Source organism: Pseudobutyrivibrio sp. JW11 (assembly GCF_900115355.1).
In the GTDB taxonomy this organism is placed as follows: Bacteria; Bacillota; Clostridia; order Lachnospirales; family Lachnospiraceae; genus Pseudobutyrivibrio; species Pseudobutyrivibrio ruminis.
On the sequence record NZ_FOWB01000001.1, the window covers coordinates 336,932 to 361,499 of the forward strand.

Here is a 24,568-nt window from a genome sequence, read left to right on the forward strand (position 1 = left end):
AAAGAAGACTAATATTTTCGGCAAAAAAAAGAATAATTCCGAGGAGTTTCTTATGGTTCTTGGAAATCTTCAAGATCTTATTGCAACGATAGGGCGTCTTGAAACACCAACAAATAATGAGTATTTAGTGGGAGCGGCAGATAGACTTGCTAATGAAATGAGGGATTTAATTAATACTGGCCAAAAATATATGCGTAAAACAGGAGGCTTTTTTAGTCAAGGAAAAGCAAGAAAGAAATTAGTTGGCGCATTGATCAAACAACTTTATGAGGATAGACAGGGACTGCAAGCTGGTGCAGAGAGCTATGATTATAAAAAACACAATTCAAATTTGACCGGTTTTTCTTGGTACCACTTTATGCGAGAACAGACTGTAGATTTGGGAAATGTAAGCTATGATACATTGCAGGATGTGGATGGAGAATACTCTGGAATAAAACAACTGGGGGATAATGTTGATACTTTAGGAGGTTCATATTTTAAAGAAGATATGAATGTGTATAAAAATGAAAATAGTAATATGCATAGTGTACTTAATATGGCTTATGCACTTAGCGATAAATCTGAGTATCCGCTTTCTCCTGAAGAGAGAGAAGAACTGTCGTATTCAGTTTTTTTTGGATTTAGCGATATTCAGTCTAACAGTCCATCTATAGTTTTATTTAAAAAGTATTTTCAAATTGCTCTGGATTTCGAAAAGAGAAATTGGGGAAAAGCAACCAGCGCAAAGACAGAGTTTTTCCAAAAAGATATAAATGAGCAGGAATATACTAATCTCAATAATCGAGAGGTGGCAGCATATAAGATTGCTGTGCTATTAGGTCAGCCTTCATTATTTGCAAGAGCGCAAAGAGGTGTTATAAAGAGCAAAGCAGGCGGTGAAGAAGAATCAAGGACAGGGACTATTGTTGAAAATGTTAATGGTACAAATGCCGCATTAGCACATCAATCAATTTTAAAGGATGATATTGAACGATTTAAGGCTATGGGGTTAGGCTCCATTAAACAATACGAAAAGCAATATGACAAACTATATAACGCTGTATCTGGTACTTTTATAAAAAGCATGCTGAACCTTCAAGTATTGGATTATATATGCAATGTTCCAGAAAGAAAACTGGAGGATATGGTAGTTAAAGAGGATGATCAGAATAAGGTGGTGTCAGTTACAGGTATAAATAATACAACTGCTTTTGGAGCAGGAAAGCCGGACAATGGAGTGTTGTCCAAGGGAATGCTTAATCTTGCATATATGGATCTTAATCTTGCACAATCCATTAGATTACTTACTAAAGACATGTTGGTTTATGAGTTAAAAGATTTAATATCTGATGCAGAAATAGCAGGTGCTTGGGATAGAGTTAGCAGGCTTCAGACTGCTATACAAAAACAAATGGATTTGGATCCTGGAGCATTTGTGGTATTTGATGAAGATTGGGAGGCAAATAAGGGTGATCTTTTTCTAGAAGCAGGAGAAGATAATAGTTCTTATTTTGGAAAGTATGTTAATAGCAAAATTGATATTAATTCTGATGAAGCTTCAAGAAGAATAGGAATGAGCTTAGCTCAGGATTGGTTAACTAGTAAATCCACTGCATCGAAGGAAGTATGGAATGATAAGTTAAGAGAAGTATGTGAAGAAGGAATTGGTAAGGCAGAGTTTGAGAAAATGCTTGATAAATATGATTTAATGCCTTGGTTTGGTCCACAAGGAATAATGGATGATAAATATGTTAAGGATGCAATTAGCTCGTCTTTAAAGAAGGAGTTTATAGGTAAGCTGGCAACTGCTCTTTATAATTGCAGGATAAAAAATAATGCAAATGCATAGAAATTGTGAGGGGTGCTTATGATCGTATGTAAAGTTGAAAAAGAAGAATATGAAATACTTGAAGGATTGGCGCCTGAAGAAGATGTTAATGCTTTTTATGAGGATGAGGATATAAGTGCTTTTGTACTGATAGATGGGGACGATGTGGTTGGTACATTGATAGGTACAATTGTTAATGAAGCGTATCAGGTGTATTGGCTTTACGTAGAACCTGAGCATCGAAGACAAGGTGGGGGGAAGCTATTAATAAGTACGCTAAAGAAAATCCTTAGCTATGTAAATGTGCCTATACATATAGCTTGGGAGGGAGAACCTGAAATCTCCAAAGAGATCTGTTTATTCCTTTTGAACCAAGGATTTACAAAAGAAAGAGAAAAAGAAATACGAAGTTATTCTGTCCATATTTCAGACATAAATCCGACAGAGAAAATGAAAAAGAGAAGCGATAAAGTTGTGTCTTTTGAAAGTCTCGGTAAAGAGTTTTTAAGAAAGATGGAAAAAGATAAGGATGCAAATAAAAGTAGAATGGTTCCAGAGGGAGGCTTTCTCGCAAAGGATATAAGAAAAGACCTTAGCCTTGCATATTTAAAAGGTGAAGAGCCAATTGCATACGTTGTATTAAAGGAAGATAACGATAATGTGTTACAACTTAACACAATGTATTCATCAGGGGAGGCAAATACTGTTATCACTTATTTGCTTTATGAACTGGCATATTTATTAAAGGATAAATGTGATGGAAATCAACTAATGCATATTAATGCTGTTACAGATGGCGTGGATGCATTAATAAAGTATTTTATACCTACAGCAGAAGAAATAGGATACAGCTATTACGGATAGTTTTGGAGGTTTTTTATGGGTGATGAATTCAGATATGACAAATATTTAGATAAGCAGGACCCTTCAATTTTGCAGGGAAAAATGATTGTGGATGATATTCACGAGCACAGCTATGATAAGAGCCGTTATAAAGATGAAGAGTCTGCTAGAAGAGCTGCATCTGATGAGATGGAGGAGGGGTATGGTAGACGACTTGAATATCTAAAATCATACCATGATGAGAAAAACTATGAGCTAAATACATTATTTCAAAAGAATTTGGATGCAATGGTGCCATCTGTTCCAAAGACTATTCGTAAGAAAGCCACTGGTGTACCAAAGCAAAAGGCAGCTGCTTCAAAATTAGGCTTTGGTAAGGTAAAAGAAAAATATCGAGTATTTAAGCGTAGTTTTAAAAACACAAATGCAACTGCTGTGACTGTACGTGAGAGCGACAAGCTTAAGGCGTACAAAAAGAATCAGGATGAGTTTGATAAAAATTTTTTAGAGGCCCGTAATACTACGCAGATACCAGGTGCACATGATTTAGAAGTTGATGCCCTTAAGTATTTTGTAAATAGAGAAGAGACAACGACAGAAGAGGCAAAAACACAGCAGATTGCTGATAACAAAAAGGCGATTGAAGACTATTTTAAGAATAAAGATAGCAAGGAAAAAATGTTGAATAATGCCTTGAAGGAGTTAATCAACTTCGAAATGGATGAAAAAATGTTTACTGACGCGTATCTTTCGGCAAACATTACAAATATGGTGGAAATGGTCTATAAATTTAGGGCGTTCAAAGATTTATATAGATGCAATGAGGCTTATTTCAGAAACAAAGAGGGAATTATAGAAAAACTTGTTTTTTCCCGTGGAAAAACCCTAGAAGATTTTGTAACGGGACATTTGCGACTACAAGGACTTCAGATTGACTGGTCAACAAAAACAACCACAACAATTCCAGATAAGATTAAAAAGACGGATACCGAGAAGGCTCAGGATAGGGATAATCTGGTTAGAACGACCTTGGAATCTGTAAATAATCTAAAGGATGAATCTCGCCAAGAGTATAGAAAAATGCTGGCTTCAACTGTAAAGGTTGATAAGAATTATTATGCAGAAGTAGACAGAAGATATGACAATTTGGTTAAAAGGGTGGCTCAGAATCCTGGTGTTTATGATGCTAACAAGGATTTATTGCGTAGATTAGCAGGTAAAGCAGGTAGATATGCTGCAATACTGTCTGAATTGGAAGCTCAAATAGATGCATATAAGGATTTAGTGGCAGGCGAAAAAAATAATACTTTAGATCGGGTGCTTTCTGAAAATGCAGCCTCCACAATAGTAGAGAATTTACGAAATACCTATGCAAAATATGAAGATCAGTACAAAGCTTACGAACTTACAATCCTTTCTATAGTTGATAGTACAAGAAGATTTAATGCTGAAGAAACATTTCTTATAAAAGACACCATGGAGTTTGAAAAAATTGAGCAGAGTATAACAGAAATCGGTGTTAGAAAAGATTACCACGAAGCTCATTATAGATCTATAGGTGACAAGAACTTTAGGTATGGAGAGTCTAGAGCAGAAAATCATAGAAAAGTGTTTGTGGATGGAATGCGCGGACAGGACACATTTATCAAGCAAGAAATGAGGGATAGACTGGAAGATAGTAAATATGAAGAAACTGCCAAGACGCTTGTAAAGAATAAGGAATTGGATTCTCGTCTAACTGCTAAATATAAATCTGACTATCTCATTAGATATGCTGCACCTAAATTCAACAACTTCTTGGGAGCGGGTGGAGAAGAAACCTTACTTGGCAACTATGAGTTTATAAAGTCTATGGCAGTTAATTATGACAGCATAATTGCTAATAATATGCTTAAGGATAAACCACAGGAGATAGTACAAAATGTTCATGTAAACGGAAAAATGGCAAAGTTTTTACTTAAAGGATGGGAACCATATATTTATATGATAAAGACCGGCATTCATTTTAATCTACCATTAGATAAGGAGGGTGAACCCTCTATTTTATATATGGAACAGGAAGGCTTGGAAAGATTGATTATTGAAATCAATAAATCGTCAAGAAGTCTTCTTGGAAAAATGCCTGAGCATATGAAAAAGTATTTAGAATTAGCGCAAATACAACTTGAAAGTGTCAAGGCAAAGAATAGATTAAAACAAAAATACGAAGGTATCCTTGGAGACGACAGGCAACTATATTTTGATACTCTGAATATAGAAGAAGAAAACAATTATTTAACTGGAAAAATGTTTGATAAGGGGGCAAAAAAGGTAGAATATGGAACACTAAATATTGCTCGAGTTGTTAATAAAGTAATGGGAACAGATGATAAGCTTCCTAGTGAAGTGAAAGAAGGTATCACACCAAAACTATATTTGGCAATAAGACCAATGTTACATCAAAATGTTATAGATACAAGTGTACGTAAATTTGATGACCATGGAAATTTGGAAAAAGAGTATAGAGTAATAGACGAAAATAAATATGCCGCCAATCTACATATACTAAATCTATTCAAGACTTTTGTAGATGATCCAAAATCCATTGGAGAAGAAGGACAAAAAGAAATAAATGAGTTATTTGCTCACTATTACAAAAATAACATGAGTTCCTTGAATTATATAAATGAGGATGCTTATAAAACTGCTATTAATGGCGATAGTCATGAGTACAAGCTCAATAAGAAAATTAAGTCTGAAACTGAAAAACTTGAAGAAGCAATGTCAAAGAATGCCTTCTATATGCTAGTTGGTAAGATGCGTGAGTCAGAAGGCGTAGGTTTTAGAAACCTGCAAACGGAGGAATATGCAACAATATTAAAAAAAGAAGTGGAAACACAGGAGATTAGGGAAACTTTAGATACTTATATGATTCAAAATAACTTTGAGGAGAATTACACATTACATACAGGAGATTAAATGAATTCAGCTTTGGAAGAATTGGAAAAAGTTCATAATCTTGCAATAGGGCTTATCAGAGCATATGCAGAAGAAACCGTTGATGAGGGTGAAGAAACAGAGCTTTTTGAGTCCTTATATGGTTATCCTAAGGCATCACTAAAAGATATAGATATTCTATTTAAAGAATCATTACCAGTCCTTACCACCTCTTTGCAGCAGGTTGCGTTTGTAGTTGCAGTAGCTGGAAGGATGGATAGCGATGTTAATGAAATGCTGATGATTCTGTTTGGCAGGAAAAATATGTGTATTTCTATGGCCAAAATGATAGTGGAAAGTCTATCAGATCAGGATATTGACTATAGTGATTTGGAGGATGCGTACATAAGCCTGGGAAAGATTTGCCATTTCCAAAGAACAGATTTCTTCCCTGATAGCAGCATTGAAATCGATGATAGAGTGGTGGGATTTTTGGCCCACAGTTTCATGCTTCCAGAGAGAGTGGAAAAAGTTATTTCTAAAGGCAATGGGCAAACTGAAATCTTTTGTGACAGCGAAAAAGTGGAATTACTTCAAGCTGAGTATGAGCGAGGACACCGGATTTTTTGTATAAAAGGGGCAGCTGGAAGAGGAAGAAAAACAATATGCGAAAAAGCATTTGAGAAACTTGGATATGGCCTTATATATGTGGATGTGGAAATGCTTTTTACCAGTGCAAGAAAGTCAGAAGAAATACTTGAGCTTATATGGGAGATAAGAAGAGAAGCATATTTTGAAGCTAATACTAAGGTATGCATTGTATTCCATGATTTCAAAGAAGAATTCAACAAGAAAGAAGGAAAGCAGTGGTTTTATCGTATATCCGTGGAACCATTTGTGACTAGTGATATGCCTGTTGTTTTTATAGCACAGGAAAACATGAATGAAAAACTCCTTGTAGGAACAAATTTCTGCGTAAATATTAATCTATCAGCTTGTGATAGAGAACAGTTAATAGCATTGTGGCAAGGATATGGCAGTAAATATGGCTTATTAGAAAAAGGTTTTTTTGATTCGGAAGTACTTGCCACAATTTACAGAATGAATCCTTCAGAAATAGCTATGGCCACTATGCGAATGGCGGAATTAGCAGCAGATAAAAGTCTTACGACCAGGGATATAGCAACAATTTGTACAGACATTGTTCCTATGAGAGCAAAGGGCCGTTTGGCAGAACTTGCAACGGATTTTACATGGGATGATTTGAAGCTTCCTGAATCTCAAATAAAAATGCTTAAAAGCGTATGCAGCCAAGTTTTGTATAGGAAAAAAGTATTTGATGATTGGGGTTTAAAAAAGAAATATCCATATGGAGCAGGAACAAGCGCATTGTTTTGCGGCAATCCCGGTACAGGTAAAACAATGGCAGCTAATGTTATAGCTAGCGAGCTAGGACTTCCTTTATATACTTTAAATATTGCAGAGGTAGTAGACAAATACATAGGAGAAACAGAAAAGAAGCTCGAGGAGATTTTTAGAGCTGCTGAAAAAAGTAACACAATCCTATTCTTTGATGAAGCTGATGTAATCTTTGGAAAAAGAAGTGAGGTAAAGGAAGCAAAAGATAGATATGCCAATACAGAAGTTGCTTATCTATTGCAGAGAATAGAAAGATATCCAGGGCTTGTCATTATGGCTACAAACCTAAAGGCCAATATTGATACGGCGTTTTTGAGACGTATTAGGTATGTAGTGGATTTCCCAATCCCAGAAGAAAGCATAAGGTTACAAATCTGGAAAGGATGTTTTGAGGAGCTTGATACGGGAAATATTGATTATGATTTTTTGGCTCATAATTTTGAATACACAGGCGGGGAGATAAAAAATGCTGCGTTGAATGCAGCGTTTATTGCAGCAGAATCAGATGAAAAGCTTTCTATGGTACATATTGTGAAGTCGATAGCGAGGGATGTTACGAAAAATGGTGGAATATTGACCCAGGAACAATTTGGAAATTATCTTGGTTTGATAAAATGACAGACATCTTTAGGAAAACTTTAGAAAAGTATAAACAAAAAGGCTTTAGTATAGAGTATATAGTATATAGTTTATGCACACTAGGGGGTAGTTTTTATGTCAGATAACATTAACATTATAGAAAACTATTTATACGATAATGAAGAAGCTCAGGAGAATGTTCAGGAGAATATTCAAGGAAATGAAGATTATATTCATGAAAAAAATTATATGACAATTGAGGACTTGGAGTCTGCTTATGTTGAAAAACAGGATTCGGGTAAGTCGCTTTTAATGACTGCTGATGCATTAAAGAAGGATGTCCTTAAAAGCGCTTATCGTGATGCAAGTATTCGCAGAAAGCAAGATAGGAACGCAGGGTTAGATAATTTTTATTCCCTTAAATCAACACAAAGAGATATTAAACGTATTAATTTCTTGCTTAAGTCAGGCAATATAAATGTGGATAAGGACTACTATAATCTTCAGGTAAGGCAGTCTAGAAATATGTCACATATGCTCCTTAATAATGAGGCTATGTGGGATAGTAAATATATGGGCAAAATTAAAACTACCTTGAATGAGGTGGAAAGTAATATGTCCCTTCTTAGAGGTGCTACCACTGAACAAACTATTTCTGACCAGCAATTTACTCAAATGCTTGAAGCTTACAATAGTGCGATGGAGGCTTGTAGAAGTTATTGCAAAAATCGTAATCCATGGTTTTCTAAGGGAAAACAGCGCCTTGCGGCAGTTAAGGAAGTCCTTGAAAATCTTGAAAAAGAGTATGGTGAGATTTGTGTAGGTCGTGACCTTGTAAAGGCTGGTGTATTTAAGGCCGCAGAGGCAAGTAATTTCCCAGATTTGCTTACTAATGCTAGGTACTATATGAGTGTTGGCGAGGTTAAATCTAGAGAAGATGTTAAGGTCTCAAAAAAACAAAAAGCTGGTAAAAATGTAGAAGCAAAACCAGAAAAGGTACAAGCTATTCCGAAGGAAGTAAAGCCATTTGTAGATGTGTTAAATGGTGATAAAACCCCTTCAGAATATGTAAAAACAGCTGGAGATAAAGCGGTTTTAGAATTTAAAGCAATACTTTCAGCCCTTAGGGAAATTCCTTTCGGAAAAGCATATGTAAAGAGTCTTTATATTAATAACAACTACATTTTATTATGCGCAAATGAGGATAATGAGCTTACTCTTCGTGCTGGAAATGCTGAATTTAGTTTAACAGGTTCACCAGATGAGCTTATTTCTTATATGGAAGATGACATGGTTAGAAATGAAAAGCTCTTTGGCAAGGATGTTACAACTGAAGCTATCCTTCATTATGCAAATAAAGATTTTAAGAATCTAAAAGATGTTACAGCAGGTGAAATAATAAATGCCCGTCAGCTTATGACAGAATTGATACTCAGGAAAGAGAAAATTGCACCTGAGTTACTTTATAATGTCCCAACTTATGAATTGATAGATCTCGCAAAAGAGCTTACAAACAATAATATTAAGTCCACTGATGCGATTGGTAGAATTAATAAATATCAGGGTGGTGATAAGCATTCTGTAGCGCTTGTAGCAGAGGCTAGAGAAATCACTGCTGTTCTTGCAAAGGAAAGCAAGGAAGAAAGAGCTGATAAGGTAAAAGGCCTTACAAAGACTAATCTTGACGAGAAAGTTATAGAACTCTCTATCGGTATGGCCCAAGAAAAGGCCAAAGCAAATGATGAGGACTATCTTGATGATTTAGAACAGGCAAAGAAAGAATTACTTGTTCAAAAACAAAAAGAATTAGATGAATCCTATGGTCAATTACCGTTAGATGAGCAGCCAGATTGGTATAGGGATTTAGAGGAAGCGAAAAAGGGTGGAAATGTCATTTTTATTAAGTTGGCAGAGATTAAAGCTTCATTTTCAAAAGAGAAGGCTGAACTGACAGAAGAAGATATACAAAAACTCAAGGAAGAAAAGTTCAAGGAGTTTATTACAAATAAGTATGATGAAGATGAGAATCTAAAGAAAGAACGATCTGAAATAGAATCCGAGGCGGTAAGATCATTTTTAGGTGATTTATTATTTAATCCTGAGCAGTGGGATGCAGATGGGAAAGCTTTGTCTCCTAAAGAGAGAATACAAGGTGTGATTACAAAGCATGTTAATACTTTAGTTTATCTAATGGATAATCCTGAAAGGATAACGGAGATTTTAGAGGATTTGGCTATAAGCGCTATTATTCCAGATGATAAAAAAGAGGAATTTCAGGCAAAAATAAAAGAATATACTGATACAGTTTTCGGTAAGATTAATGGAGTTCTAGGCTTTTTTGCAGATAATCCAGTTAAAAAGGCTGAAATGATAAAAGCTAGCTATAAATTAATAGGCGGATTATTTGAGCAGGCTGATGAAAAAATCAACGAGCTGGTCAATAAATGCACTGACATGATTTCCGATAAGCTGCTAGAGCATACTGAGAATGCTTTTGGCAAGGCTGAGAAAAATAAGACAGTATTTACACGTACAGAGACTCAAAATGCAAATGCATTAGAGGCTGTTAGAAACACAATTCCAGGTTCAATTAAGAAGATAAAGGAGGTAAAAGAAAAAAGAATACCCTCTGTTCGATCAGCCTTTCCTGGCGAAATAGATGTGGTTAGTTATTATTATAAACTTAAAGTTCTTGGTAAATATGCTAAGGATAAATCCTCTAAAGAACTATGTAAGAATGCAGCAGCTAGCGTTGACTTAATGTTTGAGCAGATACCTTTGTATTTTAGTGAGGATATTATAAAAGATGCGAGTTGTAAAACTGCATCTGAAACAGGAAAGTTTAGACATTTATATGAGAACGATCAATTAATACAGGCTGGTAGCAAATTAAAGCTTTTTAAGGTGATTTTTGCGCAAATGCTAGATGCTATTGAAAACAAAAAAGGCCTTACTGAAAAGCAAAAAAAGGTGGAGATGGATAACATCTTCGAAAGAATTAAGACAGAGGTTGGAGAACCAATTCAAGAAATATTTGGGGATAGTTATCCGTTTTTAACTGTAAGAGAATATTATGATAATAAAACACCAGAGGCACTTACTAAATCTGTAAACGACATGTTAAAAATGCAATACGGTAATTGCATGGGTGCTTATGAGCATTATGAAGCATTGATAGAGTTTGGTCAGGGACGCATGTCTCTTAGCAAAGAAGAGATGGATGCGGTCAAAAAAAGTGTGGAAAAGCTGAATATACAGATACCGCAGAAGCTGCCTGAGCAAGAAAACTGGACGGACCAAGAACTATTAGATTATGCAAAGAAAAAAGCTTTAGATGATGCTGTAGCAGCAAAAAAAGAGGAAAAGGCACAGGAACATAGGAAAAAACTAGCTAATTATTATGTTCTTAATTCCTATAAGGCATTTCTAGAGAATACCTCATATCCTCTAAAAACCTTTTTGCTTCTAATCAATGCTGAAGGGCAGTCGTTGGATGCGCTTCAGAGTTGGTTTGATGATAAGAATAACTATGGTACTGAATTTGAAGCAGCTGTAAGAAAATACCGTAATACCAAATATGATGATCCGGAAGCACCACTAATTGAGGCCGAAGTGGCTAGATTATACATGATTATTAGTAAAAATAGGTATAATCTTTTAAGAAATGAAATGACCCTTGATAATAAGGACAAGAATGTAGTAATTCGAAATTTAACAAAAGAGGAGGAAGACAGAGTATTATCTGCCACTCAGACAAAGGATTTGAAGAGTGCCGATGGTTTAGGTGGTTTCTACAAAAATATATTTGATAATTACTTTAGAGAGATATCAGAAATGGATAAGAGGGCTATTTTAGCATCCCTTATTCGCACTAAGAAGGTGGTAAAGCTTGATTTTGAAGGTAAAGAAGACCAGAAAGCAGCTATGGGTTTAGTATTTGGTGCGGCGCTTAAAGGTTGTGGTCCTCTTTTACAAAAAATAATGCAGGCTATTCCAGCAGATAATATACCAGAGTTAGCAACTGCATTAAAAGATGTAAAGGACAATCTAGCGCCTTTACCACCTGAGTATGTAGAAGCCCAACTTGCAGGTATGGTTCAACGTTCTAAGGGAAAAGTAACAAAAATTGAGCTTGTAAAATCCCTTGGTGCAGCGTCTGTAGGTCAAGCATTTTTCTGTAAAGCATATGGTCCAAAGTTGCCACAAGAAGGAAAAACTATTGTGGTTAAGTTATTGCGCCCTGATATCCAAAACAAAATGAAGCGTGAAGAGAAAATCATGCTTGATGCTGCCGAGTCCACTAACAAAGGTATGGTTACAACCTATGAAGGCCAAATGAAGAATATCAGACGGGAAATGGATCTTCGTATCGAAGCTGAGAATATTGAGAAGGGGCAGATTTATAGCAAGGGGTCAGCTATTGAAAAGAAGGTAAAAGAGACAGACGATGTTAAATCTGTAAAAATTGAGGCTCTCATTGCACCTACTCAAAATGCTTTAGCACTTGAGCTTGCTTCTGGAGATACAGTATCAGGCTATATAGAGGATGTAGAGAAATTTAGAAAAGAGCTTGGAAAGGATAATTTTATAGTAAAAAGAACTGGCGATGGAAGAATAGTTCGTAGAAGTAAAGAAGAAAAAAATGCTGATGTAGAGGATATTGAATCTATTAACTTATTGCAGCAGCAGGCGGTTGAAAAACTAGAGGAGATGAAGAAGCGACAGTCTCATTTGGCTAAAGTTGCCGACAAATGGATTTATGAAGCTTTATTTGGTAGCGGTTTCTATCATGGTGATTTACATGCTGGTAATATTATGATTTCTGATGATGAAGCAACAGTAATCGATTTTGGTAATGCTACTCAGCTTTCAAAAGAAGACCAATCATGTATTCTAAAATTTATGGCAGCTTCAGCAATGAGTGATTCTGCCAATATGGAGGAAGCTTTCATAAATCTTTTATCAGAAGCAGGAAAGGCTCAGCTAAACAAAAATGGTGGGCAGCTTCATGCAATGATTGAAAAGGTTGCTAAAATGGGAACTATTGACGGCACAATTAGTCGTCTATATGTAATTATGTCAAATGCGCAGAAGCTTGGATTTGAGATGCCAGCGTCTATATATAATTTCCTTCAGTGTATGTGCCGTCTAACGAACACTGTAAAGGAAATGAATATAGAAGTAGAAAAATTAGACTCAGATTTGTATGATTTGACACAAGTTAGAAAACAACTGAAGGTTCCAAAAGATACTATCAATCCTGACCAACAGTCCTTGATACCGGAAAATGATAAAATTAATTATGACTGGCAGTATAGAGACCACACCAAAATGCTGCTTCAAAGTTATGGTACTGTTGATAAGGATGAGTTTTTACAGGAACTTAGAGGTGAAGATACTGAGAACTTTAAAGAGACATATATGATTGGTATTAATGATGATATAGATTCAATAAAGAACATCGTTAATAAAGTTATCGACCCAGCTTCAGGTGTTAAGGGTAAGTTTAGGACAAAAAAGGGAAAAGAAAAGATAGACAGAATGAATACTTACCGAAGAGGAACAGTTAATCAATATATGGAAATGTTAATTGAAAAGTCAGCTATTTTTATGGATCAGGAGGAAATAAACCAAGTCAAGACTAGATGGGGAAACTTCAATGGTTTAAGTAATGTTGAATTTATAGCACAAAAGAGTGAGGTAATTGCATTTATAAATACTTTCAAAGACAAGGATGAATTGGATGTAGCGTATAAAGCATTGCTTGATGCAAAAAAGAATAAAAAGACTACTGCAGATCAAAAAGAGCAGCTTGAAAACCAGTTCTTTGAAAAGTATAAAACAACAATTAAAAATAGAGCATCAAAGTTTAATACCCATACTAAGTTCATAAATGCCTTTACTGACCCTGAAAATCAAGAGGAGCGAGATGCGAAGTTTGAGAAGCTTAAATCGGAAATTAAACCTTTATTCAAGGAAAAAGGCGGCACTGAGTTAGAGGCTGCTTTCAATGAGTATGAAACGCAAAGAAATGCTGGACTTAGCGCCGAGGAGCTAAAACCTTTCATCGAAAAGATTGAGGAGCAATATAACATCATTAGTTCTAGAAGGGTAAAGACTGTATTAAAAAGATGGATTCAAATCTCAGATGCATCTTTGGATGGACCAGGTTCTCTTCATGATTTTGAAGGAGCAATGGGTAGCGTTTTAGAGGCTAAGTGGACTAGTGTTCCAGGTATGATCGGATTCTTTAGAACTGGAAAATATGTTACTAAGCTTGTATATCAAAAGCTATTTGGCGATGAAGTTACAGAAGGTGATACAAAGCTTGATGATGCTATGGTTAGAAATGAAGACAAGCTTAAGGCGGAGTATGATAACCTTTTCAAACCTGTAGATCCTGATGAATTGGATTTTGAAGATGAAGGTGAAGATGAAGATGAGAAAAAAATAATTATACCTGAATTCGAAGCGGAAAAGAAAAATGCAAATGAAATCAAGAACGAAAACGTTCAAGAGGACAAGAAGGAAGATAAGAAGTTAATTGATGAAGAAATAATTCAGACTCAAATAATCATGGAAGAAAATAAGAATGATAATGAGAGTGAGAAAAATAACTAAGGCTTAGTGGGAGGTTTTTATGCAAATAATAAGGCTTGAACTTGACCAATTAAAATACTTTAGTGATATGGATCCTTTTATGTTATCGGAGAGACTCAACTTTGATAATTATTTTGCAGTGGGGGCTTTTGCTCACAACAAGAAAAAGGATGTAGATATCCCTATGGGGTTAATGATTTGCTCTGTAAATGTACAGGGTATGGTTATCGAGTGGCTTTGCGTAGGAGAAAAGTTTAGACAGTGCGGTGTAGGTGAAAAGCTTTTAGTGGAGGCATACAATTTGGCCATCAACCTAGGTACAGGTAAACTTTTTGCGTATGTAAATGGATACTCAGATATTTTTGTTAATGCCTGTGACCATTACTTTAAGGATAGATTATTTACTGAAGAAGTAGTGGCACCTGGAGAATGGCATTCGACTATAGGCGACCTAAACGTAGGATTGCAAAAGAATAACGGGGGCGGTGTTGCTGTACCATTTTCAAAAATTCCAAAGGATAGTTTAGAGAAGAACTTCCTTGATTTCATGAAATTGGATAATACCGTATTTACGTATCCGTTTGATCATAACAATGAAGATATAGATAAAAAATGTAGTTTTCTATGGATGAAGGATAAAGAGGTAAAGGGCGGTATTATTGCAAGAAAAGCGGGTGGTGCTTTATATCCTATTGCTTTTTCTGCTCACGATATTGATGAAGGTAAGAAAATTCTTGGTGAATGGAAATCCTTGATAGAAAAATCTTATGAAGATACCACAACAGTTAGATTCTTGTTACGTCAGGAGCCACAGGGGTACGACTGGTATCTTTACCCAGAGGATACAGTTGATTATGAAATGCTAAAGAAGCTGTTAAATGAGGTGTTCAATAATAACAACTATCCAGGAAAATATTTAGTTGCAAGTATTTATGAATTCATAGAGCAGTTAGATGAGGAACCAAAATTATTTGAATGGGATGATTTGGCATACGAAGTATTAGAAGAAGTTAAACAGGGGTAACTCGAAAAGGGGAATTTCAAAGAACAGACATCTTTAGGAAATCTTTAGAAAAGTATACGCAAATAGATGTTAGTATTGCGTTAAGAGAGGAGAAGGGATATGGGTGAGGCTATTAAGGTAGATGAGGATTTTAACAAAGATTTAGAAGGACTATTAGATAGCGATGAGCTGGCTACTTTCATATCTTACTTGAGCTTGGAAGACCCTGTTGGGGCAGCTGTAGATGATGATTGGCTTAGAGAAAAAATCAGAGAACGCCAAAACGAACTGTATAAAAAGCAGGATGAAATAAGAGCAAAAGGCGTTGATTTAGACAAGATTTTGGAAGAAGGCATTGGCAACGAAGAAGAGTACAAAATAATGGAGGAGCTCACACCTTTCTACTATGATTTAATGGCTCACCTATTTTATTTTGTAAAGCTTGTTAGTCCTATGAGTGCAGTAGGTGCAGAACGTCTTGAATATTTTATGGATTATGAAATGGAGCTAAAGGATATCTTCTTACTTGATAAAGATGATTTGGATGCTTTTGGTCCATTGATTCCAGCAGAGCTTCAAGATAAGGTCGGACTACCAGAGTATTTTACCTTTGGTGCTGTCCGTAGAGAAAATGGTGTTACAAATCCAGCTGGTGTAATCATTTTCCAAGAGTCATTAGACGCTTCAATAGAAAAGATATGCGCCAATCTTTTATGGCTAAATGTCCGCCAAAAGTATGAGCATAAAGGTGTTGCTGATGAGTTGATGGCGATGTTTTTTGCAGAGGTAAACAACGCACAGGTTGAGATAGTAGATTGTGATGTAAGTCCAATGGCTGGAAATATCGAAGCTTTAACATACTTCTTACAAAGATGGCACTTCTTCTCAGATTTTACATATAGCCCAGAAGTAGAAGTATCCCTTGAAGAGATAGCCAAGAGTGAGTATGTAAAGCTTATAAATGTAGATACTTCTAGGATTACACCATTATCAGCTCTCAGTGATGAAGAATACAAAAAGATAATGGAGGTATTAGAAAAGAAGAATAGTGATGACAATGATTACTATAAATATCATGTAGACAGAGAGTATTATGATCCACAGTTGTCAGGGATTATACAGCAGAAAAATAATATTTCCGCATTGTTCGTTCACAAGAATGGTGCACAGGAATTAGAACTGGACATATGTCAGAGTACAGATAACACTATTTCACCTGCAATGCTTATATTGGCAAAAAATGCAGCAGCTTTAGCCGCAAGAAAATATACGGCGGAAACCATAGTGAAATATGTAATCCGAGATGAGAAGATTGCTGCATTAACAGATCAGGTATTTAAGGGGCATGGAATCAAAAGAATATTTAAATTCTCTGTAAAAAGAGATGGTGCGTTTACTCAGGAAATATACGATAGCCTAAAAGAAGAGGTTGTTGTAAAAGGAAACTTTGTTGATTATTTAGAGCCGGACGATAGAGCTTTACTTGATGGTTTATTTGAGAAATTTGTCCTTCAGAGTTAGTTAGGAGGTAGTCTATGAGTGATTTAATGCATGATAAGAATTTACTGGATGAGAGTATTATTCAAAATAATATTATTCAGGATGAGGTAAACGAAGAATTAAATACAGGTTTCAGACTAGATCCTGATGAAGAATTACAAAAGTATAACCAGCAGCAAGAGATGGAGAAGAAGGCTCAAGTATTAAATCTTGATAAAGATGAGTATCAACAAATCCAAAAAATCATTAATGATGAGTCTTATAAAAATGGAAAATTTGATGACGAAACATGGAAAAAGCTTAAAGACTATCATCATCATAGATTGAATGTAGAGGTACCGGTGTATCAGGAAAGATATGAGAAGTCTACAGATTTTTTCAAATCTAAGGTGAAGACACAAAATATAAAATATGAATCATTAGAAAAGCATCAGAAAAAGGACAAGAAAGGTGCAAAATATAGTGTAACCAAAAAAGAAAAAGCTTTTATGAAATGGATGGGAGACCAGGAAATTGCAGAAGAATTAGAAAGAATAGAGCATGCAAAAGGTTCACAACTTTTGGAACAGAATGGTCTATTTACCGAGGTATGCGTAGATGATTCGGAAGAAATGATAGCTGTAAAGGCTGCATTGAATGATTATCAAAAAAATAGGAGTAATGTAAAGCCTGCCCCATTCTTAAAAAAGTTATCTAATAAGTTCTCGAAGGGGGCTAGACACGATAGTCCGGTAGAAGTAGAGGAAGTTAGTGCTAATTCAGAAGCAGCAAATTATTATGATAGATCAGTTTCAAAACAAGGGAATTATAATGATTTCGACAATGTGGCAGTTAACCTTAATAGACTTATAGAAGCATGTGACAATTATATTGGCCATAGATCATTTAGGTTTACAAAAAAAGGAAAAATTAGAGCTAAAGCTATTTCGGCGTTAAGGGATGCGGCAAAAGAAGAAAAGAAAAAATACTCTGCAAGTAATTCGTTTTCAGTTTCAAAAGCTGCAGTTGCAGCTTGTACCCTAGGTATGGTCCAAAATGTGCTTAATACAGCAGTAATGTCTATACAGCTTGTGCCTTGGTTGATTGGAAAGGCTATTAATAAGATGCGTGGAAGTAACAAGTCGCCATTTACTTTGATACGTCCTTATACTCCGAAAGAATGGATGGCACATTATGAAGCAATGTTTGATGCGCCAACGTATGTAAATGGTCCAACGTCACTTGGAGAACTGATGAAGAGCGATAATCGGCTTAAATATGCTTCTACCAGAGCTTATGGAAAAATAAATTATACCGCGATGATTTTTGGACCATATCGCAATACGAGTTCATACGTTTTTAATTATACTCCAGCGGAAGAGGATAACGCTGGATTAGTACCTAATTAATTAGGGGTAGGCCTATGAGTGATTTAATGTTAAATAAGCAAATCAATATAAATGAGGAGCTAGAAGAAAATATGGACGCATTTAATATAAATGCGGAATATGAGAAGGCTAATAACATTAATCAAGAGCAGCCAGAACCACAATTGGGTTTACAGCAAGATAACTTAGAAGAAACCAATACGGGGCAAGTTAATGTTTTTGATTCTTTTATAAGTGAAAATCAGTATCCATCATATATGAATGATGATTTACAACAATATACGCATAAACAGCTACTTGCTCTTCAAAATATGAACGTCGCATTGCCTGTAATTAGGGATAGGGTAGATATGTTTGGCGAGGTTAAAGTGAAACCTGCCCGTGAATACACTGAAGGCATTGTCAAGTTAAAACCTAAAAGAGGCATTTTTGGAAAGCTATGTCATTGGGTAAAAAAGAAATTTGTTAAAGAACCTAAGGTAAAATTAGATGAAGCTCAAAAAGTCTACCAGAGTATGGAAAAAGAGCAACATGAAGCTCAAGAATCCAACCAGATTATGGGGAAAAAGCGACAGAATACTGAGCCAAACACACTGGAAATCATTCAAAAAATAGTAGATACCCCACTTACAGCTGATATGTGTTCAAAAGACTATATTCGAGCACATTTCAAAGATGTAATCGGCTTAAGATCGTTACTTGAGCAGTACAAAAGCACGTTACAAGGTTCTGGAATATATAAAAAAGATATCAAATTAGAAAACACTAGTTTATTACTAAAGGCAGAATCAAAAGTTACTTATCTGAATACTTATGTTAACTTCGCTGAGGCTGCTATTGCTTATTATGATAATGTACAGCTTACTAAAGATGGAGCATTTGAAAGTAAAGAGTTTAGGACTATAAAGAAGAAAAATTTAGATTTACTTGAAGATAAAATGACTGGGGTAATTCATGCTGTAAAGAATCCACAGATGAAGAATGCATTTATTAGTCAAGGTGTAAATAAAGTATACACACAGTTGAAAATGCAAGAGTTTGAAAAGAAAAAAAATATCAAGTTAGAGAATGCTGAACTTGGGGAAAATACCCTGGGAGTCTATTGTGATAAGAATGATATAAAAAGTGTTGAGGATATACAAAATGCAATCAATAGCAATATTGATAAATATAGACCATATAGCTATCTTATCGATGAGCTAGTAAAGCAATATGCTACATATCTTGATAGGATTGGAAGTCAAGAGTCAGATATAGAGATTTATAAAAATATGGGGAAAAATCTATCTGAAAAGGACCCAATCGAAAGTAATGCTAAGATAGATTTGGAAAACAAAATTCGTGACATGAAGATGAACATATCTTCAAATGAAAAGAAAACTAGTTATATTTATAAGTATTTAATAGGCTACTTAAATGATGATGTCATGGATACGTCAGATCGAAAATATGGACAAAGTTTTTTAAACAAGCAAGTATACAACCTATTAACAAGTCATGTACATGGGCCAGTAAGTGGTGAGCGTTTAATAGAAAAAAATCAGAAGCAACAGGAAAATCGACTCAAATTGGAAGGCTATAACGATAATAAAAAAATAATTATTAACAAAATGAATGAATACCCTGCACTTTTATCGCAAATTGAAAAAGAAGAAGATCTTGAAAAAATAAATAAACTATATGAAGAGGCAGAAGCAAAGATATACAAAGGCACATATGTGGATTTTGAAAAGCCGCAGGAGCCAAATTGGGATAGCAAGATGTCTATTCAGGAAAGAATCTCTATTTTGGAAAAGGAGATTGGCGAGGAAAAAATTGAGGATGAATTAAAATATATAAAACAACAAAACTTTATAATGAATAAACGTTCAGATATACAATCAGCTAGTTATAAAAAGATAATGTACTCAGAAAATAAAAGATTCGATTATCTTAAAGAAAGGGAGCTGAGGTTAGAAGCTAGAAAAATTCATTATAAGGAGGCCATAGAGAGGCTAAAGAAATTAAAAGATGATGAAATACAGCAAGCTAATCAAATCTGTATTGAATTAAACTCTAAAATTGACAATGAAGTGAAGCCAGCAGAGGTGGTGAAAAACAAGGAGGATGTTGAACAACTTATTAAAAGACTAAAAAAAGAAAGCAATCCTGTTAACAATAAGATATACATTGAAAACCTAGACGATGAAATTCGGAAAGTTCAAAAGGATTACAAAACAAGTAAGGGGTAATCATGGAAACAATTATCACTAATGAGTACAGTGTTTTCAAAAATTTAATAGAGAAATCAACTCTTGCGAAAATAAGTGATGATTATATAGTTATTGGGCTTACTGATGAGGATGAGTTAAACGAAGAGTTGGCGATTGGTTGCCTCGTTGGACATGCCATTTTTAATGTCTTTGTTATTGATTCAATTTATATTGACGATGACTATAGATGGCTAGGAGGTGGAAGGCTACTTATAGAAAGATTAGAGAATGCATTATATCCAATTAAAGAAATAACCAGCATAACTGTGGATTGCGAGAATTTTTCTACTGATGGTGGACACTTAGAAGATTTCTTAGAACATATGGGGTTTATCCAAGTGCCGAATTTTGATTATGGCATATTTGAAACATCTGTAAACAGTTTTTTTGAAGGAAGTTATTCAAAATTATCGTTAAGCAGTAATGTAAAACCATTGTCAAAGTGCGATAAAAAAGTTTTTGGATGGTTCATTAATGATATTAAGAAAACGGGACTTTCGATATCTGCAGAAGAGCTATTTATAAAACCAATTGATAATGACTTAACGCAAATACTTTTTAACGATGCTGGTGATGTACAAGGGTTTATTCTTGCGACTAATGAGTATCAGGGAAGACCTGAGGCATATTTCTATATGGTGGCAAATCTCAAGGCTAGTGAAATTGGAAAACTATTTAAAGGATTTGCAACAGCAGCAAGGGATAAAGGGTTTAAAGATGTACTTTTAGATTTTGATAATCCATATGTATTTGGAATTATATCGACATTTTGCAAAGATGCATCGTTGGTGACACAAAGTTATAAGAAAGACATTGAGTTAGATAGAATGATGCATGACTACAACATAGACATAGACATAACTACTTGGGGAAAACAATAAAAAGGAGAACGAATGGATGACGTAAAATGGATGCGAAGCTTGCTATCGCATAATGTCCGCATGCCTCTTTCTATTATCCAAGGCTATGGGGATTTGCTGGAGGAAGGCAAATTAGACGAGGATAAGCAGAAAGAGGTTGTAACAAAAATCTGTGGGAATATCAAATATCTTTCCAACATACTGAAGCTTGTAATAGATAACGACTCGCTATCAATTGAATACAAGTTTGAAACGGTAGATATTCTGGATGTAATTCGAGAAGTGTCCCAGTATGTAAAGGATTTTACAACCCGGAATGAAATTACCGTAAATGTTGTAGGTTCGAAAGATCAAATCTTTATTACTGCTGATCGGTGGCAGTTCATCAGATTGTTTTACAATCTTTTTGAAAATTCACTTAAGTACATGGGGAAAAAAGGGGAAATTAATGTCCTTGTCAGTGAGGCGGATGACGGCAACATACTGATTGTCTATAAAGACAATGGTAAGGGGATGCCAGCGGCGGAGGTTGAGCATGTCTTCGAAAAGGGGTATCGAAGTCGAACCAACTTAGGAAAGCCAGGACAAGGTATGGGAATGTATTTTGTGTATCAGATTATCGAGGATCACGGAGGGACTATAAATGTAGTTTCTGATGTGGGAAAAGGTTTTACGGTAAAGATGTTACTACCGGTTAACAGAAATCTTTAAGAAACTTTTAGAAAAGTCTGAACATACCGATGTTAAAATGTTAGTATCAGTAAACTGTATTGGGTGAGGAAACTAAATATGAGAAATAATCAGTTGTTACCTTTTGAAAGAAATCGTTATTACACTGGAAAGATGCTTACTAGTGTAGATTTTGAAGCAGAGCAAACATACATGAACAATAAGAGACGCTTCTTGAACAATATGATGTTCGGAAGTGGAGTTGTTTGCGGCCTTAATGTGGTAAGTCTGGATGATTTATCTCTGTTAATTGAAAGCGGTGTTGCAATCGATGGCAGCGGAAGAGAAATCGTTGTTGAATCATCTGTAGTAAAAAAGCTGTCTGCTATAGAGGATTTTGACAAGCTCTCTTCTGATGAAGCATATTTGTGCATCCGCTACAAAGAAGAACCGGTTCATGCTGTTTATTCTTTGAATCAGACTGCTGGAGAGCAGGCTTATGAATTCAACAGAATGCATGAGGGATACGAACTGTTTTTGAAAGATGCGTCAGATGAATTTGGTGCATTGCAGTTGGACGATGAATTCTATCGTTCTACTAAAGTATATGAGAATGATGATGTGCTGGTGGAATTATCTCTTCCAGCTGAAAACTGTGCCGGAATTTATTCTCGTATACGTTTATCCTTTACAGGAAAAGGCGACAAGAACGTGCCTGTTGCGTTCCAGGGAATATTGCAGATGCCTGTATTTACCACAAGCGACGGCAATCATGAAATGGAAATCAACATTCCTGAATTAAAGCTGAACCCTGAGCAGGTTATTTATAAAGATTTTTGGATTAAGGCAGAAAACAACTCCATTGACAGTACAGAACTGATATTAAAGGAAACTCAGATAACCATATTTGGAGAGCAAAAGAGAGTTACCGTAAAAGGTACAATTGATGTTTCTATTCTAAAGGAAGGTCCAGAAAGCTTGGCAGCTAGAAATGCAGGAAAGCTTAGTCTGGAAATGAGAAATGCCACAGGTCAGGGGAACGATGTGACATTGGCAAAGATAAAGCTGGTAAAAACAGACATGGCTTACATCATTGATCAAGTGATAGAAGCAGATGTTAAAAAGTATATAACAATACCACAGAACGAAAATCTTACTAGAGAGTACACCAGCAATTTTGCAAAAGAACAGCAATCCGCACCAATGGATTATCAAAACGAATCAGGTAAGGTTGTTAGATATGAGCATGTGGGAGATACAAGAGCACCACAGATTGCCAGCGGAATAGTAGAGATACCACTTGGAGATGATAATGCCAAGGGTACAACTCATTTCTCTGGTGAAGTTCTACATGGACTTGGAAAAGGAAATGTTTATGTAGACGTTGGATTTGAAGTGTACGACAGCAATTCAGTGGTACCTGGAGACAATAGAAGTACCATTTATGGCGCGGCAAATATCTTTAGAGATAAAGATAATGCACTTCCAAATGTGGACGTGGCAGTGAAGGTTCTCAATGATAAAGGAAGCTTTATTGTAGGAGCTACATTACTTGAAAATGTAGATCAGCTGATTCTTTCATTTAGATGGACAGCTATTAAATTCCCAACAGAAGATGACTTTGGACTTGAGCAGGAAATTGAAAATATTTCCATTGCAGCAACCACTCCAACAGTGGTTCTTGGCTTTAAGGATAACTACTTCTTCGACGTTGAATTCACAGGAATTGAAAAGAGCGGTGTGACATACGAATTGACAGAGCCTAACAGTGGCGAGATTACTTCTGAGGGTGTTTATACAGCACCTAATAAGGAAGGTGTATACGAGATTCGTATTTCACTTACAGATATACCTGTTGTATGCACATACGCATATGCGATAGTCAAAAAGGATGTAAACGAAAAACAGGAGTAAACCTATATGGAGTTTGTATCTAACCAACATCATCTAAATTCCATATATACTGCCATAGATAATTCGGTTAATGCAGTTCATATTTGCGAAAGCAAATACAAAGCAGGCGGCACTCGCTATACATTGTGGGAGATAAAGGACCACACCCTGGCAAAAAAGCTTATACGTGATTTTAGAAATTATGAGGGCTGTGAAATGTTCTCTATAGGAAATAGAATGTATTTCTTGTTTCCATACAGAGACTTTAGACCTTTGAAAGATTTTTATAATGGAAGCAGTCTGACATTAAATGAAGGTGAAGCAATCTGCATCAGGCTTTTGATGGAGTGTATGACATCGAAAATTCCATTCCCGGTTATGTATTTGATCCTTAACCAGAGCAGAGTAAATCTGGCAAAGGACAACAGTGTTTACTTTGATTACTGTATCGATTTTACGGATTATTCGGAAAAGATAAAGGAAAGAGATTGTGCCAATGAATGCGTTGGACTTCTTTTGGAGATGCTTGATCCATTTGTGGAAAAGAAAGCAAATTCTCACATGATTTTATCGGCGAAAAGATGGCGCAATGGCTATAACACTTTCATTGAATTATACAAGGATGTGCATATGGCAGAGGCTCCAGCCAAGAAATATAAGCTGAGAGTCAGAATTAAAAGATGGTTCAAAAGAAACCAAGAAATACTATTTAGAATACTATTAGTTTTTTGCATATTACTTTTAGTGCTTGTAATTATCATGGTGATTAGCCAGATCTTTACAGGGGGAGTACCTTTTTTACGATTATTCTTTAATCCATTCAAAGAAATTGGAACTGAGACAATGCTTCAGTAGGG

General features: G+C 35.5%; 13 protein-coding genes. All 13 read left to right on the forward strand.

What is annotated here, in order from left to right:
- The first annotated feature begins 52 nt into the window (after nt 1-52).
- Nucleotides 53-1,831 carry a hypothetical protein gene (locus tag BM102_RS01495; protein ID WP_143085447.1) on the forward strand — a complete coding sequence of 593 codons (1,779 nt, stop codon included), beginning with the start codon at nt 53-55 and terminating at the stop codon, nt 1,829-1,831.
- Between the two features lie 18 nt (nt 1,832-1,849).
- Nucleotides 1,850-2,674 (forward strand): GNAT family N-acetyltransferase, encoded by an 825-nt coding sequence (locus BM102_RS01500; protein ID WP_090478201.1) that lies wholly within the window; start codon nt 1,850-1,852, stop codon nt 2,672-2,674.
- Between the two features lie 15 nt (nt 2,675-2,689).
- A complete protein-coding gene (locus BM102_RS01505) occupies nt 2,690-5,611 on the forward strand; it encodes a hypothetical protein (protein WP_090478204.1) in 2,922 nt (973 codons plus the stop codon).
- A complete protein-coding gene (locus tag BM102_RS14470) occupies nt 5,612-7,606 on the forward strand; it encodes an ATP-binding protein (protein WP_090478206.1) in 1,995 nt (664 codons plus the stop codon).
- A 96-nt stretch (nt 7,607-7,702) separates the two neighbouring features.
- Nucleotides 7,703-14,188, forward strand: coding sequence for an AarF/UbiB family protein (locus BM102_RS01515; RefSeq protein WP_090478209.1), 6,486 nt, complete (start codon nt 7,703-7,705; stop codon nt 14,186-14,188).
- 19 nt (nt 14,189-14,207) lie between these two features.
- Nucleotides 14,208-15,191, forward strand: coding sequence for an N-acetyltransferase (locus BM102_RS01520; RefSeq protein ID WP_090478211.1), 984 nt, complete (start codon nt 14,208-14,210; stop codon nt 15,189-15,191).
- 99 nt (nt 15,192-15,290) lie between these two features.
- On the forward strand, nt 15,291-16,691 hold the full coding sequence (locus tag BM102_RS01525; protein ID WP_090478213.1) for a hypothetical protein: 1,401 nt from the start codon (nt 15,291-15,293) through the stop codon (nt 16,689-16,691).
- Nucleotides 16,692-16,705: 14 nt separating this feature from the next.
- Nucleotides 16,706-18,058 (forward strand): hypothetical protein, encoded by a 1,353-nt coding sequence (locus BM102_RS01530; RefSeq protein ID WP_090478217.1) that lies wholly within the window; start codon nt 16,706-16,708, stop codon nt 18,056-18,058.
- A gap of 14 nt (nt 18,059-18,072) precedes the next feature.
- Nucleotides 18,073-20,268 carry a hypothetical protein gene (locus BM102_RS01535; RefSeq protein ID WP_090478220.1) on the forward strand — a complete coding sequence of 732 codons (2,196 nt, stop codon included), beginning with the start codon at nt 18,073-18,075 and terminating at the stop codon, nt 20,266-20,268.
- Between the two features lie 2 nt (nt 20,269-20,270).
- Nucleotides 20,271-21,170 carry a GNAT family protein gene (locus tag BM102_RS01540; protein ID WP_090478223.1) on the forward strand — a complete coding sequence of 300 codons (900 nt, stop codon included), beginning with the start codon at nt 20,271-20,273 and terminating at the stop codon, nt 21,168-21,170.
- A gap of 12 nt (nt 21,171-21,182) precedes the next feature.
- On the forward strand, nt 21,183-21,860 hold the full coding sequence (locus tag BM102_RS01545) for a sensor histidine kinase (RefSeq protein WP_090478225.1): 678 nt from the start codon (nt 21,183-21,185) through the stop codon (nt 21,858-21,860).
- 78 nt (nt 21,861-21,938) lie between these two features.
- Nucleotides 21,939-23,732, forward strand: a complete 1,794-nt coding sequence (locus BM102_RS01550; protein ID WP_090478227.1) for a hypothetical protein — start codon at nt 21,939-21,941, stop codon at nt 23,730-23,732.
- Nucleotides 23,733-23,738: 6 nt separating this feature from the next.
- Nucleotides 23,739-24,566 (forward strand): hypothetical protein, encoded by an 828-nt coding sequence (locus BM102_RS01555; protein ID WP_090478229.1) that lies wholly within the window; start codon nt 23,739-23,741, stop codon nt 24,564-24,566.
- The last annotated feature ends 2 nt before the right edge of the window (nt 24,567-24,568 follow it).

Excerpts from the sequence above, each read along its gene's own strand:
- BM102_RS01495 (WP_143085447.1), top strand. The coding sequence starts at position 53 with ATGGTTCTTGGAAATCTTCAAGATCTTATTGCAACGATAGGGCGTCTT.
- BM102_RS01500 (WP_090478201.1), top strand. The coding sequence starts at position 1,850 with ATGATCGTATGTAAAGTTGAAAAAGAAGAATATGAAATACTTGAAGGA.
- BM102_RS01505 (WP_090478204.1), top strand. The coding sequence starts at position 2,690 with ATGGGTGATGAATTCAGATATGACAAATATTTAGATAAGCAGGACCCT.
- BM102_RS14470 (WP_090478206.1), top strand. The coding sequence starts at position 5,612 with ATGAATTCAGCTTTGGAAGAATTGGAAAAAGTTCATAATCTTGCAATA.
- BM102_RS01515 (WP_090478209.1), top strand. The coding sequence starts at position 7,703 with ATGTCAGATAACATTAACATTATAGAAAACTATTTATACGATAATGAA.
- BM102_RS01520 (WP_090478211.1), top strand. The coding sequence starts at position 14,208 with ATGCAAATAATAAGGCTTGAACTTGACCAATTAAAATACTTTAGTGAT.
- BM102_RS01525 (WP_090478213.1), top strand. The coding sequence starts at position 15,291 with ATGGGTGAGGCTATTAAGGTAGATGAGGATTTTAACAAAGATTTAGAA.
- BM102_RS01530 (WP_090478217.1), top strand. The coding sequence starts at position 16,706 with ATGAGTGATTTAATGCATGATAAGAATTTACTGGATGAGAGTATTATT.
- BM102_RS01535 (WP_090478220.1), top strand. The coding sequence starts at position 18,073 with ATGAGTGATTTAATGTTAAATAAGCAAATCAATATAAATGAGGAGCTA.
- BM102_RS01540 (WP_090478223.1), top strand. The coding sequence starts at position 20,271 with ATGGAAACAATTATCACTAATGAGTACAGTGTTTTCAAAAATTTAATA.
- BM102_RS01545 (WP_090478225.1), top strand. The coding sequence starts at position 21,183 with ATGGATGACGTAAAATGGATGCGAAGCTTGCTATCGCATAATGTCCGC.
- BM102_RS01550 (WP_090478227.1), top strand. The coding sequence starts at position 21,939 with ATGAGAAATAATCAGTTGTTACCTTTTGAAAGAAATCGTTATTACACT.
- BM102_RS01555 (WP_090478229.1), top strand. The coding sequence starts at position 23,739 with ATGGAGTTTGTATCTAACCAACATCATCTAAATTCCATATATACTGCC.